Genomic DNA, 12,589 nt, shown 5'->3' with positions numbered 1-12,589 from the left:
CGCGCCCGCCGTCCGGCCCGATGACCCGCCCCCTCAGGCGGCTTCCGGCCGTCAGGGCAAACTGAGGTATGGGCATCGACTACGGCTTCCAGGTGTACGTACATCGACGTGACGCGCGCGCCCCGGAACGAGGCGTACCAGGAGTTGCTGACGCGGGTCGCGGAGACGGGCTGTTGACTTAGGTAAACCTAAGTTGCACCATGAGCGAAGGCGCTACCCAGGAGGCACCGTGTCAGCACCGCTCTTCTCGTCGGTCATCCGTACCGCCAGTCAGGGCCCGCACGCCGAGGTCAACAACGCGGCGTTCATGACCAACCTCCTCGGTGGCCACCTCGGCGTGGACGCCTACGCCCGCTACACGGAGCAACTGCTGTTCGTGTACCGCGCCCTGGAGGGTGCCGCCGACTCGCTGGAGGACGACCCGGTCGCCGGGCCGTTTCTCCGGCCGGAACTGACGCGGGTGCCCGAACTGGAGCGCGACCTGGCGTACCTCCTGGGCGAGGACTGGCGCGACCGGGTCGCGCCACTGCCCGCGACCCGGCAGTACACCGCCCGCATCCTCAATGTCGCCTCGACCTGGCCGGCCGGGTACGTGGCCCACCACTACACCCGGTACATGGGCGACCTGGCGGGCGGGCAGGTGATCCGGAGCATCGCGGAGAAGAGCTGGGACCTGGACCGCAAGGGCGACGGTGTCCGCTTCTACGTATTCGAGGGCATCGACAATCCCGCGTCCTTCAAACGCGACTACCGGGCGCTGCTCGACGCCCTGCCGGTGGACGAGCCGGAGAAGCAGCGGGTCATCGAGGAGTGCCGGGCCGCGTTCACCCTGAACGGCGCCGTCTTCGCCGAACTCGGTGCCCTCTTCCCGCTCGGCGTACGAGAGGCCGTCTCGCCGCCGGTCAGCACGTCCGTCTGATCCGGGATCAGTCGGCGCGACCCCGGCCCGCTCGGGGTTTCGCCGAGCGTGGTGGCGCGGTGCGCATGTGGTCGCGGACGCGGCCGAGAATGGCACCGAGGGTGCCCAGATCGCGCTGTTCGAGTGCGTCGAGCAGCAGTCGCCGGACAACTTCGATGTGGCCGGGCAGGACCTGCGCCACGAGCGCGCGGCCGACATCGGTGACGGCCACGACAACACTCCGCTCGTCCTCGGCGGCGGGTGATCGGGTGACCAGTCCCCGCTTCTCCAGCAACCCGGCCTGGTAGGTCAGGCCGCTGCGGCTGTAGACGAGACCGTCGGCGAGATCGGTCATCCGCAGTCGGCCTCCGGGCGCCTCGGCGAGGCGGGCCAGAATCTGGAACTGGACGTTGCTGAGGTCGCCATCGGCCCGCAGGTGCCCGTCGACGGCGTGCTGCAACAGGCTGCTGACCTCCATGAGGGCGAAGTAGGCGCCGAGCTGCTCGGCATCCAGGGGCGCTGTCTCATGGCTCACCCCCACATTCTACTTGCTTCGAATTCGAAGCAGGCTGTAGTCTGCAACTGCTTCGAGTTCGAAGCAACTTCCAGAGGAGGAAGCGTCATGAAGGTCGTCCGTTTCCACCAGTACGGCGACGCCGGCACCCTGCGCGTCGAGGACGTCGAGCAGCCCACCCCCGGCCCCGGGCAGGTGATCGTGCAGGTGGCCGGCACCTCGTTCAACCCGGTCGACGCCACCATCCGCGCCGGCCACCTGCGGCAGGTCTTCCCGGTGACCCTGCCGTTCATCCCGGGGATCGACGTGGCCGGCACCGTGACGGCGCTCGGCGAGGGCGTCACCCGGTTCGAACCCGGCGACCGTGTTGTCGGGCTGCTGCCGATGACGGTCGACGGTGCCTCGGCCGAGTACGTGGCCGCCCCGACCGAGGTCCTGGCCGCCGCGCCGACCACGGTGCCGCTGGCCGACGCGGCAGCACTGCCGGTCACCGGGCTCACCGCCTGGCAGGCCCTGTCCGAGCACGCCGACGTCCAGCCGGGGCAGCGGATCCTGGTCTACGGTGCCGGTGGCGCGGTCGGTGGTTACGCGGTGCAGCTCGCCGTCCAGGCCGGCGCCACCGTCGTGGCCACCGCCGGCCCACGCAACACCGACCGGGTACGCGGCTACGGCGCCGACGTACCCGGTCGCGACATCGACGGTGTCACCGGGCAGTTCGACGCCGTGCTGAACTTCGCCCCGGTCCCGCCGGAGGAGATGGCCACCCTGGCCGGCCTGGTGCGCGACGGTGGCGTACTGGTCACGACCACCACGCCCGGCCCGCAGGACGAAGCCCGCAAAGTCCGTTCGAGCAGTGTGTTCGTCCGTGCCGACGCCGAGCAACTCGGGACGCTCGTCGACCGGGTCGACGCCGGCAAGCTGCACATCCACGTCGCCGACCGGGTCGGCCTGGACGAGCTGCCCGAGGTCCACGCCCGCAACGACGCCGGAACGCTGACCGGTCGGACCGTCATCATCCCCTGAGCTCCCGCCCCACCCGTCCGCACGGAACTCTCGACCAGCGCGGGCTCCCGTCGACTCCACAGCGGAGTCGACGGGAGCGCCGAGCCGCAGTGGCGTGAGATTTTGCACTGACAGTGCACTTGCCCTGGCTTCCGGTCCTGTCTAGCGTCGGACCATGGCTGCCTCCTGGACGTTCGCCGTGGCCCGTGACGACCTGGCCCGGACCACCCTGGTCGAGGGGGTGACGCCCGCCCTGTCCGAGGGCGAGGCACTGTTGCGGGTGGACCGGGTCGGGCTGACCGCCAACAACGTCACCTACGCGGTGCTCGGCGAGACGATGCGGTACTGGCGGTTCTTCCCGCCCGACCCCCGGGGGCTCGGACCGCAGTGGGGACTTCCGCCACTCTGGGGGTTCGCGGAGGTTGTCGAGTCGACGGTCGCCGGGGTCACCCCGGGGCAGCGGGTCTACGGCTACCTTCCACCCGCGGGTCACCTGGTGGTGCGACCGCAGCGGGTGGACGCGTCCGGGTTCCGGGACGCGAGCGAACACCGGGCCGACCTGCCCTCGCCGTACAACGTGTACCGGTCCGTCACCGGCGACCCGGCCTACCGGCCCGACCAGGAGGATCTGCTGATCCTGCTCAGGCCGCTGTTCTTCACCTCCTTCATGCTGGCCGACCAGGTCGTGGACAACGGCTTCCACGGCGCGACGTCGGTGGTGCTGTCGTCGGCGTCCAGCAAGACCGCGTACGCCGCCGCGTTCGAGCTGCACGGTCGCGGCCCGCGCCTGGTGGGGCTCACCTCCCCCGGCAACCTCGCGTTCACCCTCTCCCTCGGCTGCTACGACGCCGTGCTTCCGTACGACGAGGTGGACAGCCTGGACATGGTGCCGACCGTCTATCTCGACCTGTCCGGTGCGCCCTCGACCCGAACCGCCCTGCGGCAGCACCTCGGTGACCGGCTCGTCCGGGACATCGCGGTCGGTCTCACCAACCAGACCCCGAACGCGGACGCCGCCGGAGAGGTCTTCTTCGCACCGACGCAGATGCGCAAGCGCAGCCTGGACTGGGGCCGCGACGGACTCGACCGACGGTTCACCGACGCCTGGCAGCGGTTCGCCGGGGTGGTCGGCGGGTGGCTCGACGTCCGGGTCGGCTCCGGCCCGGACGACCTGCGGCGGGCGTGGCTCGACGTCCTCGCCGGTCGTACGCCACCACGGGTGGGCGAGGTTGTCCAGTTGTGAGCGGTGCGCCCCCGGGGCCCGGGGTTCACTGAAGTCCGGCGCCCCGGATGTCCGTCTTCGTAGAATCGCCGCATGCCCAAGATCGCCCAGTTGCTGGCCTCGCCCGTGCATCGCTACACGGGACGTCCGGCCGACGGTCCGGCACCGGCGCCACCGGGCGAACTGGTCGAGGAGATCCGGATTCGGGAGGGTCTCGGGATCGTCGGCGACCGGTACTTCGGCAAGCCCGCGCACCGCGACGCGAGCATCACCGTGATGGCGCAGGAGTCGTTGCCGCCCGGCGCCGACCTCGTACAACTCAGGCGCAACATCCTCGTCTGCGGGGTGCCCGTCGACGACCTGGTCGGATCCGTACTGGTGTTGGACTCGGGCGACGGTCCGGTGCGGCTGCGGGTGAACCGGCGGGCCCACCCGTGCGCCTGGATGGACGCGACCGTCGCCCCCGGCACCTGGCGGGCGCTGCGGGGAAAGGGCGGCGTCCGCTGCACCCCACTCGACGACGGCATCCTGCGGATCGGCCCGGTCCGGGTCACGATCGAGAGCTAGCCGGCAGGGTGGCGCGGCGACCGTTCGGCCGCCGCGCCACCCTGCGGTTTTCTCGGGGTACGGACTCAGCTCGGGCTGCAGGAGACCGTCGGCCAGGTCCAGTTCCCGTTGGGCTGGATGGTGACGCCCCAGTTGTTGCCGCTGCCGTTGGGCTTGGCGCTCAACACCTGGGTGCTGGGATAGGTGGCGTTGACGTTCCAGGTGGAGAGGACCCTCGCCGGGGACGGGACGTTCATCGTCACGGTCCAGGTGTTGGAGCCGGACACCGAGACGTTGAGGTTGTAGCGGTCGCTCCACTGCTGACCCGCGGACAGCGTCGCGGTGCAGCTTCCACCGCCGCCGCCGCCGCCGCCACCGCCGCCGCCACCGCCGCCGCCGGAGCCGCCCAGCGTGATGTTCGAACTGCCGCTGCTCTGGTAGCCCTCGGTCGCCATGATCATGTAGTTGTGGTTGCCGAGACTCATTCCGTTACGGGCCCACGCGTCGAAGTGGTTGCCGGAGGTGATGGTTCCACCCGTCTTCTTCGACTGCCGGACACTCCAGTACTGGTAGAACGTCGCCGTACCGATGATCGAGGGCTGGTTGACGCGCTGCGTCTGGTAGATGTCGTACGTGCCGCCGTCGCTGCTGACCGTGCCCTTGTACGTGCCCGTCGGCCGGTAGGTGCCCCAGTTGTCGACGATGTAGTACTCGATGAGCGGGTTGGTCGTCCACCCGTAGAGGGTCAGGTACGCGTTGCCGGACGGGTTGAAGCTGCCCGAGTAGGTCACGCTCCGGCGTCCACCCGTACTCCAGCCCTTGCCTGCGACGAAGTTTCCGGTGTTGCGCCACGAGGTGCTGTAGTTGCCACCGGATCCCAGCTCCATGGAGACCGATCCGGGGCTGTCGGTCCAGAACGAATAGAAGTAGCCGTTGTTGGTGCCGGTCTGATTCGAGGTGATGGCCGCGTACGCGATGCCGGGCAGCATCGCGTTGGCCGCCATCATCGCTACCGCGCAGGCACCGCCGACGAGGAGCCGGGCGAGACCACGTCTGCGCGTTGTCGGGTGGGACGGGACGTCGTTCATGGGCGTGCTTCCTCCTCGTGAGGGCTGGCGGGGAGACCAGACAGCGCGGTACGACCGGCGGGACTCTGTCGGTGGCCGGGGACACGGCCACCGCGTCGGCGTCGTACAACGCGGGTGGGGTGGGCCGGTCGTCGTGCACTGGACGACCGATGGAGCGGGTCGCGGTGTGTTGGTACGGATCGACACTTGTCGACGTCAATCGATGGCGCCAGTATTGGTACGACCCTGTCGGATTGTCAACAACTTCCGGAAACATTACGGAAATCTGATCTTGGCTGGGTGCGGAGACGGGGAAAGCCCCACCTGCTCGTCGTTGGAATCCGAGTCAGGGGGTGAGCGAGAGACTCCCCCACTCGAAGGATCGGGATTCGCGTACGCGGGCGCCGAAAGTTCCGGAGACTTTCCGGGCCACACAAAGCCGAACGGCCCGCTCGATCCCTGTCCTGTGTGGACGGGGTGAGCGGGCCGGGTCGGGGTGCGGGTGCCGGTGGGGTCAGTCGAAGCTGAACACCAGCGGGAAGACGAGGACGACCGCCCAGGCCCAGACCGCGTACACCAGCACGTACCGGGTCTGCCAGCGTTCGAGGCGGGCGAAGGGCATGCGGCCACGTACGAAACCGAGGAACAACCAGGCCGACCACGCCAGGTTGGTGAGCAGGATGAGGTTCTCGCCCAGGGCCGCGGTCTTGTTGGGACTGAAGCCCCATTCGGTGATCCGGCCGGTGATCGCCACCAGCACCAGGACGTCGATGACCAGGGCACTGACCACGAGCGCGAGCTGCAGGCGGTCGAAGAGACCGGGCCGGGCCGTGAGGTCACGGGCCGAGATGGCGTACAGGAGCAGGCCGAGCACGACGACGAGCAGCAGGTCGAAGAGGATCAGCGCGTCGCGCTCGACGTCGATCCCGTTGGTGGTCCAGACGATGGCGACCAGGAAGGCCAGCAGGGTGGCCGCGAACAGGGGCGTGAAGACGCGGGTCAGCACCGGCGCCATGTTCTCGATGACGCTCTGCTTGGCCTCCACCAGCCAGGCCGCCACGATGATCGCGGCCATCGCGCCGCACGGCAGCAGCCACCCCTCGATGAAGCCCTCGGCGTTGAGACCGATGGCCCGGAAGGTCCCCGCCGTGAAGGCGGTGAGCACACCACCACCGAGTCCGATGAGGGCAAGGTAGATCAGCCACTCCCCGGTGAACCGGATGAAGTCCATCCGTCGCCGGTCCGAGCGCCAGTCGCCGCCCACGTAGGCGACGCCGACGACCAGCCACAGCGCTAGCGGCAGATGGATCGCCGTGAGCACGAGACTCTGCGAGTCGTCGGCCATCGGGTACGCGTTCACGGCGACGCCGCCGAGCACGAACAGCAGCGCGAGCACCCCGACGGTCCGGGGTGCGACCCGGCGTTGCCAGACGAAGTACGCGGCCAGCGCCGGCAGCGCGAAGAGGCTGAAGTTGCGTACGAAGAAGGGGCCGTCGTCGTCCGAGATGTCCAGCCCGAACAGGGCCGGCACCTTGATCGCGAGCGCCGCGACCGCCGCACAGAGCACCATGACCGGCAGCTCGCGACGGGTACGGGCGGCGGCGGGCGCATCCGGCTCACCGGGCAGTACGAGCTGCTTCCACAACCGCTCGGAATGCTCCCGGGCGAACTCCCGCGACAGCTCGTCGAGGCTGCCCATGCGTTTGACCGCGATGAGGAACGCCTCGTCCGTGTGCAGGCCCGCCTCGGTCAGCTCGGTGACCCGGCTGCGCAGATGGTCCTCCAGCTCCTCGGCATCGGTGCGGTGCAGCTCCCGACGGCGCTGCATGTACGCCCGCCACTGCGCGATCTGGCCTTCCAGGTCGTTGTCGCTCTCGGCGATCACAGTCCCGCCTCCCACGCCGGGGCCGGGATCGGCCGGATGGACTGCGTCGCGCTCCAGACCCCCCGCAGGGCGTCGACAACCGCGGCCCACTGGAGGCGCTGCTCGGCGAGTTCGGCCCGGCCCTGGTCGGTGATGCGGTAGTACTTACGGCGGCGACCCCCGGGTGGGGTCTCCCAGGCCGAGTCGACGTGCCCCAGCCGCTCCAGCCGGTGCAGCAGCGGGTAGAGCAGACCGTCGGTCCACTCCAACTGCCCGCCCGACAGCTCGTTGACCTGCTTGAGGATCGCGTAGCCGTAGCTCTCGCCCTCCGCGAGGATCCCCAGCACGAGCGGCGTCGCCGAGGCCGCGACGAGGTCCTTGGTGATGTGCATGTGACCCCCTATACCTAGAACTGCAATGCATAGTAGTTCTAGGTATAGCAGCCGCGCAATCCGGACCGTCGCCGCGAGCCGCGATGTCCGGTTCCCGACAACCCGGCCGGGACGCCCTGACCGCCATCGCTCCGGACGAGATGGAGGTCGAGTTCGGCCTGAAGCTCAGCAGCCAGTTCGGCGTGGTGCTGACCAAGGGAACCGCCGAGGTCAACATCGTCGTACGAATGAAATGGTCGGCGCAGGCGTGAAGCTCGCCGACCGCTCGGGTTTCGTGGGTCGGGTGCCGACGTTGCGAGGTGCCACTTCGGCCGGACTGGCCCGTGTGGTCGGACCCCGACACCTGGCCACCTGCACCCACGTGGTGAATGTCGCCCTCGGCCTGGACCCGGGAGACGGCGGTCGGCCGGATCCGGGCCAACGGGTCCCGATCACGTTCCCGCTGACGGGACGGGCGACGCCGGTCCACGGCAGGGTCACCGCCTGGTCCCCGCCGACGCTGAGCGGAAAACCCGACTGCCGGGACCTCGCCGAGTGGGTCGCGTGGGTTCGGCGCTGCCGTACCGGATCTGCCGGCACGGCCGGACAGGAGCCCGCAGCCGCCACCCCTGACACGGGTGGGGGCTGGTCCCGCGCCGCAGCGAGCGGACCAGCCCCCACCGACCGACGCCTTATCCGGGGCCGGGTCAGGCCGGAGTCGGCAGGTCCTCGAACTCGACGACCTGGCGCACCTCGACCTCGACCTCCTCGAACAGGTCGGCGTAGCGCTGGGCGAACTCGACGGCCTCCGCCCGGTTCGCGAAGTTGAGCAGCGCGAAACCGCCGATGACCTCCTTGGCGTCGATGAAGGGACCATCGGTCGCGGTCATCGCCCCACCCCGGGCCTTACGGACCAGGGCGCCCCGCTCCGACGGGTGGACACCCTCGGCCATTATCAAGATGCCCTTCTCGACCGAATCCTGGATGAACGCACCCAGCTTCTCCATGAACTCCTGGCTGGGGTTCCATGCCTCCGGCGCACGCTCGTCGAGCCGGTGCATCATCAGAAACCGCATTGCCACTCCCTTGCCATCTCCGGCTGAGGTCCGGTCAGTTCCCGGACGCGATGACCAGCCGTCTCATACCCGTCGAACGACGATCCGCCGATTCGACACCCCCACCGGAAATATTTCCCCGCGCCGGCAGGCCGGGTCGTGGAGGTCACAGACCCGCGGTCCCCGTCAGGTTGTGCCGGTCGAGCCGAAGATCATGTCGAGGTGGGCGTCCAGGACGTTCAGGGCCCGCTCGGCGGTGTACTGGCCGCCGAGCAGGTAGACGCCCAGCCCCTCCATCAGCGCCAGCAGGCCCGCCGCGGTGTCCTCGGTGTTCGCCCCGGGCAGGACGCCGGCGAGGAAGCCGACCATCTGCGCGGTGTCCTCGCGCAGGCCGGTGGCGGCGGCCGGGCGTACGGCGGTGTAGGCGAGGAACGCCAGTGCCACCCGCCCGTCGTCGCGGGTGTGCTCGTCGAGTGGCAACACAGCCGCGATGATCGTACGCAGCAGCGCCCTCGGGGACGGTTCCTCGCCCAGCCGGGCCACCGCTTCGGTGACTCGTACCTGGTTGCGCTCGCGTACGACCGACAGCGCGAACGTCATCATCTCGTCCTTGGTGCGGAAGTAGTGCTGCACCAAACCCGAGGAGACGCCGGCCTGGGCTGCCACGTGCCGCAGGCTGACCGCTTCCAGCCCCTGCTCCGCGGCGACCCGCATCAGCGCGTCCGCGATGAGCGTCCGCCGCTCCTGGTGGTCGACCTTCTTGGGCATGGAATCGATGCTTTCACAGTGCCGTTTTGTCGGCGCTGACCGTACGCGCCTTCCGGACGAAGGCGTCGGGATCGTCGGCGTAGAGGCGCAGTTCGTCGACCGGGTCGGTCTCGCCGCCCGGCAGTACGAAGGTCAGCGGACGACGCAGCCGGACGTCGACGCTGGTCTGGCTGCCGACCACGATGTGCAGCACCCGGCGGTCGCCCACCTCTTCGACCTGGACCGATCTGCCCGAGGGCATCGAGCGGTAACTCCTGCTCACCGTCTCGATCTCCTGCCGCGGCACCGTGATGTCGATCCCCGCACCCACCCGCACCCGGATGCCCGTGTCACCGACGACGTGCGGGTGGATCTTGATGCTGGCGAAGAAGCCGATCATCCAGAGCAGGCCCCAGACGCTCAGCCCGAGCATGATCCACCGGGCCGGCTCCCAGGGCACGACGTTGCGGACGATCAGGTCGAGGATCGGTATCTCGACAACCGACAGGCCGATGAAAACCCCGAGGATCGGCTTGATCACCCCGAGGTAACCGAACGGTTCGTCGCCCGGAGCCAGCGGCAGCGGCCGACGCAGCGCCCACACGTACATGCTGCGCCACATCGCGGCCTCGGTCACCGCTGCCCGGCGCAGCAGCGCACCGGCCTTTCCCCTGGTCGGGGTCCTGGTATCGGTCGGGGTCCTGGTGACGGTCATGGTCGTCGTCCTCACGGCGGTGGCGGGTCTCGGGGTTCTGTCCGGTGCAGCGGGGTCGGTGCCCGGTCGGGTTCGGGTGGTGGGAGACGTCGTCGGTCACTCGACGGTGACCGTGCCGGCCACGCCGTCCACGGTGACGGTCTGACCGGTGGCGATCTTCCGGGTGGCGTCGGGGACGCAGATGACCGCGGGGATGCCGTATTCGCGGGCAACGGTCGGGCCGTGGGCCATCACCGCCCCGGTCTCGGTGACCAGCCCGCCCGCGGTGAGGAACAGCGGTGTCCAGCCGGGGTCGGTGGTCGCGGTGACCAGGATCTCGCCGGGTTCGACGTACGCGGTCGCCGGGTCGCGGACCACCCTGGCCGGCCCGGACACCCGACCCGGAGCCGCACCGACACCGGTGAGTACCCCGTCCGCCGCCGGTGCCACCGGCAGTACGGTCTCGACATCCGTGCCGTCGGACAGCAACGCCACCGGTACGGTCCTGCGGCGCGACTCCCGCCGGTGCACCGTTCTGCGGGAGATCACCGTCTCCCGGTGGTCGACGTTGCCGTGTACGGCGGTGTGCACCTCGTCGACGGTGAGGAACATGATGTCGTCCGGCGACTCCAGCAGTCCCGCGCCGGTCAGGTCGGCACCGATGAGCAGCAGTTGCCGGCGTACCTCCCGCAGCCGGTACAGGCCGGCGAACTTGCCCGCCTCCCGCAGACCGGCCAGGGAACGCGCTCGGCGCAGCAGGAATCCGGCCAGCCGACCCCGGACCGGGCGACGCCGGCGGGCCCGCGCGACGAGGTCGTGGAGGGTGGCCTCGGCCGTCGCGGCGGCACGTTCGAACCGCTTGTCGGGGGCCTGCTCGGGGTCGGTGACCCGCAGGTAGTTGGCGATCGCGGCGAAGACCGGGGTCGGATCCTCCTCCCACCGGGGGACACCGAGGTCGACCTCGGCGGCGCCACGGTGGCCGTACCGGTCGAGGAACGCCGCCAGGCCGATGTCCGGGAGCGTTCCGCGTACGTACCGGGCGGCCAGTTCCTCCGGGGGCGTACGCAGGAGCAGCTCACGGTGTTCACCGGCGCGTTGGGCGAGCCGCCACAGCGCCAGGTCCATCTCGATGGTGACGTTGTACGGCATCCCGCCGAGGACCGTGTGGATCTCGTCGGGGCGGGCGACACCCTTCAGGAGCAGGGCCGGCAGCGCGGCGGCGAGCATGCCGGTGACGATCGGCCAGATGATCTCGTCGGGGCTGTCCGTCTGGTCGTGCGCCTGCACGAAGGTCAGCCGCTCGGCGGAGGTTCGCAACCCGTCCGGCGCGGCCGACCGGAGCCTGAGCCGCTCGATGGCGTCGAACATGCGCAGCCGTGCCGCGTCGGGCCGGGCCAGCGTCCGTACGATTCCGACCACCGCCCGCGCGGCCGTACGCAGGGGTGGAGCCCCGGCCCCACGCGGACCCTGCGTGCCGTTGCCCTGGCCCGGGGCGAACCGGGGATCGGCCAGGATGTGCTCCATCGCCGCCTGGGCCCGGGGACCGAAATCGACCGCCATGAGCTTGACCAGGCGTTTACGGGTGGACCTGCCGCGCGCCAGGTCGGTCAGGTCGCCGTAGAGGCGCCCGCCGATGTCGACGATCTCGACCCGCATCCCGAGCGCGGCGACCATCGCCGCGACCGTCGACTTCAGGGTCGACATTCCCATCGGGGTGACCGGTTGCAGCATGCCCTGGACGTGGCCGAACTCCAGGTAGACCCGTGGCTGGGGCCGGTCGGTCGGCGGGGGCGGCGGGAACAGCGTGGTGATCGGCCGCGACTGCAACAGCCACAGGGTCCCCTCCCGGTCGAACGCCCACTCCACGTCCTGCGGGCGGCCGAAGTGACGCTGGAGCCGCTCCCCCGCCGCCCACAGGTCCGCCAACTGCGCCGGGGTCACGCAGCCCGTGGCGTCCTGCTCCGACCCGTCGAGAACGTAGTGGTCGACGTCGGTGACGCCGTCGACCACGGCCGTGCCGAGTCCGGGGGCCGCGTCGACCATCATCTCCGTCCGTCTGCCGGTCAGCGGGTTCGCGGTGAACAGCACACCCGCCACCTCGGGGGCGATCATCCGCTGCACGACAACCGCCATCCGTACCGGCTCGTGGTCGACGTCGTGGGCGTCGCGGTACGCGACCGCGCGGGCGCCGTGCAGCGAGTCCCAGCATTTCGTGATCGCGGCCAGCAGTTCGGGAACGCCGGTGACGTTCAGGACGGTGTCCTGCTGCCCGGCGAAGCTCGCGTCCGGGAGGTCCTCGGCGGTCGCACTGGACCGCACCGCCACAAGACCCCCACCGAGCCGCTCGTACGCCTCGACGATCGCCGCCCGCGGGAGTACGCCCAGCCGGTGGGCCTCGGTGGTGACGCAGAACCCCGGCGGCACCCGTTCACCCCGCCGGATCATGTCCCCCAGACCGGCCGCCTTGCCCCCGACCAGATCGACCAGGTCGGCGGTGGCCTCGGCCAAGGCAAGTACGTGCATCTGCGGCGTCCCCTCTTCGCAATGCGACTGCATTGCATCCCACGATAACCGACATGGCAATGCGACTGCAACGCAAAAGAGGAGCG

General features: G+C 69.9%; 13 protein-coding genes. 5 read left to right on the top strand and 8 right to left on the bottom strand.

From position 1 onward, the window contains the following. The first annotated feature begins 229 nt into the window (after window positions 1-229). Complete coding sequence (locus ACWEFB_RS17630) at window positions 230-919, top strand: biliverdin-producing heme oxygenase (protein ID WP_452286620.1); 690 nt, start codon at window positions 230-232, stop codon at window positions 917-919. Between the two features lie 7 nt (window positions 920-926). On the opposite strand, the gene ACWEFB_RS17625 is transcribed toward ACWEFB_RS17630, so the two are convergent. Beyond that, the gene (locus ACWEFB_RS17625) at window positions 927-1,433 is read right to left on the bottom strand and encodes a MarR family winged helix-turn-helix transcriptional regulator (protein WP_452286618.1); all 507 of its coding nucleotides are present in this window, start codon (window positions 1,431-1,433) and stop codon (window positions 927-929) included. An 87-nt stretch (window positions 1,434-1,520) separates the two neighbouring features. Here ACWEFB_RS17625 and ACWEFB_RS17620 point away from each other — a divergent pair, with 87 nt between their 5' ends. The 3 genes from ACWEFB_RS17620 to ACWEFB_RS17610 all read left to right on the top strand — a co-directional run bounded on the left by ACWEFB_RS17620 (window position 1,521) and on the right by ACWEFB_RS17610 (window position 4,203). Continuing rightward, window positions 1,521-2,435 (top strand): NADP-dependent oxidoreductase, encoded by a 915-nt coding sequence (locus tag ACWEFB_RS17620; RefSeq protein WP_452286616.1) that lies wholly within the window; start codon window positions 1,521-1,523, stop codon window positions 2,433-2,435. A 154-nt stretch (window positions 2,436-2,589) separates the two neighbouring features. Further along, entirely contained in the window at window positions 2,590-3,657 is a 1,068-nt protein-coding gene (locus tag ACWEFB_RS17615) for a DUF2855 family protein (RefSeq protein ID WP_452286614.1), read from the top strand. Window positions 3,658-3,729: 72 nt separating this feature from the next. Beyond that, entirely contained in the window at window positions 3,730-4,203 is a 474-nt protein-coding gene (locus tag ACWEFB_RS17610) for a molybdenum cofactor biosysynthesis protein (protein ID WP_452286612.1), read from the top strand. Window positions 4,204-4,268: 65 nt separating this feature from the next. Here ACWEFB_RS17610 and ACWEFB_RS17605 read toward each other — a convergent pair whose 3' ends face one another. From ACWEFB_RS17605 to ACWEFB_RS17595, 3 genes are all read right to left on the bottom strand, one after another. Beyond that, window positions 4,269-5,270 carry a glycoside hydrolase family 11 protein gene (locus ACWEFB_RS17605; RefSeq protein ID WP_452286610.1) on the bottom strand — a complete coding sequence of 334 codons (1,002 nt, stop codon included), beginning with the start codon at window positions 5,268-5,270 and terminating at the stop codon, window positions 4,269-4,271. Between the two features lie 493 nt (window positions 5,271-5,763). Continuing rightward, window positions 5,764-7,134: a permease prefix domain 1-containing protein gene (locus ACWEFB_RS17600; protein WP_452286608.1), complete on the bottom strand. Its 1,371-nt coding sequence runs from the start codon at window positions 7,132-7,134 to the stop codon at window positions 5,764-5,766. Beyond that, the gene (locus tag ACWEFB_RS17595) at window positions 7,131-7,505 is read right to left on the bottom strand and encodes a PadR family transcriptional regulator (protein ID WP_452286606.1); all 375 of its coding nucleotides are present in this window, start codon (window positions 7,503-7,505) and stop codon (window positions 7,131-7,133) included. Before ACWEFB_RS17595 ends, ACWEFB_RS17600 begins: the two co-directional genes overlap by 4 nt. An 83-nt stretch (window positions 7,506-7,588) precedes the next feature. On the opposite strand from ACWEFB_RS17595, the gene ACWEFB_RS17590 reads away from it, so the two are divergent. Further along, window positions 7,589-7,756, top strand: a complete 168-nt coding sequence (locus tag ACWEFB_RS17590; RefSeq protein WP_452286604.1) for a CU044_2847 family protein — start codon at window positions 7,589-7,591, stop codon at window positions 7,754-7,756. A 435-nt stretch (window positions 7,757-8,191) separates the two neighbouring features. On the opposite strand, the gene ACWEFB_RS17585 is transcribed toward ACWEFB_RS17590, so the two are convergent. The 4 genes from ACWEFB_RS17585 to ACWEFB_RS17570 form a co-directional block, all read right to left on the bottom strand. Then, window positions 8,192-8,560: a YciI family protein gene (locus ACWEFB_RS17585; protein WP_452286602.1), complete on the bottom strand. Its 369-nt coding sequence runs from the start codon at window positions 8,558-8,560 to the stop codon at window positions 8,192-8,194. A gap of 165 nt (window positions 8,561-8,725) precedes the next feature. Continuing rightward, on the bottom strand, window positions 8,726-9,307 hold the full coding sequence (locus tag ACWEFB_RS17580) for a TetR/AcrR family transcriptional regulator (protein ID WP_452286600.1): 582 nt from the start codon (window positions 9,305-9,307) through the stop codon (window positions 8,726-8,728). A 13-nt stretch (window positions 9,308-9,320) separates the two neighbouring features. Beyond that, on the bottom strand, window positions 9,321-10,001 hold the full coding sequence (locus ACWEFB_RS17575) for a PH domain-containing protein (protein WP_452286598.1): 681 nt from the start codon (window positions 9,999-10,001) through the stop codon (window positions 9,321-9,323). Window positions 10,002-10,097: 96 nt separating this feature from the next. Then, window positions 10,098-12,503 (bottom strand): PEP/pyruvate-binding domain-containing protein, encoded by a 2,406-nt coding sequence (locus tag ACWEFB_RS17570; protein WP_452286596.1) that lies wholly within the window; start codon window positions 12,501-12,503, stop codon window positions 10,098-10,100. Window positions 12,504-12,589: the final 86 nt, after the last annotated feature.

Source organism: Micromonospora sp. NPDC004704 (assembly GCF_053601675.1).
Note: the sequence above shows the minus strand (reverse complement) of the source record. Positions and strands in the feature narration are given on the sequence as shown.

What these genes read in the sequence shown, in the direction of transcription:
- ACWEFB_RS17620 (WP_452286616.1), top strand. Translation starts at nt 1,521, where the DNA reads ATGAAGGTCGTCCGTTTCCACCAGTACGGCGACGCCGGCACCCTGCGC.
- ACWEFB_RS17615 (WP_452286614.1), top strand. Translation starts at nt 2,590, where the DNA reads ATGGCTGCCTCCTGGACGTTCGCCGTGGCCCGTGACGACCTGGCCCGG.
- ACWEFB_RS17610 (WP_452286612.1), top strand. Translation starts at nt 3,730, where the DNA reads ATGCCCAAGATCGCCCAGTTGCTGGCCTCGCCCGTGCATCGCTACACG.
- ACWEFB_RS17605 (WP_452286610.1), bottom strand. Translation starts at nt 5,270, where the DNA reads ATGAACGACGTCCCGTCCCACCCGACAACGCGCAGACGTGGTCTCGCC.
- ACWEFB_RS17595 (WP_452286606.1), bottom strand. Translation starts at nt 7,505, where the DNA reads ATGCACATCACCAAGGACCTCGTCGCGGCCTCGGCGACGCCGCTCGTG.
- ACWEFB_RS17590 (WP_452286604.1), top strand. Translation starts at nt 7,589, where the DNA reads ATGTCCGGTTCCCGACAACCCGGCCGGGACGCCCTGACCGCCATCGCT.
- ACWEFB_RS17585 (WP_452286602.1), bottom strand. Translation starts at nt 8,560, where the DNA reads ATGCGGTTTCTGATGATGCACCGGCTCGACGAGCGTGCGCCGGAGGCA.
- ACWEFB_RS17580 (WP_452286600.1), bottom strand. Translation starts at nt 9,307, where the DNA reads ATGCCCAAGAAGGTCGACCACCAGGAGCGGCGGACGCTCATCGCGGAC.
- ACWEFB_RS17575 (WP_452286598.1), bottom strand. Translation starts at nt 10,001, where the DNA reads ATGACCGTCACCAGGACCCCGACCGATACCAGGACCCCGACCAGGGGA.
- ACWEFB_RS17570 (WP_452286596.1), bottom strand. Translation starts at nt 12,503, where the DNA reads ATGCACGTACTTGCCTTGGCCGAGGCCACCGCCGACCTGGTCGATCTG.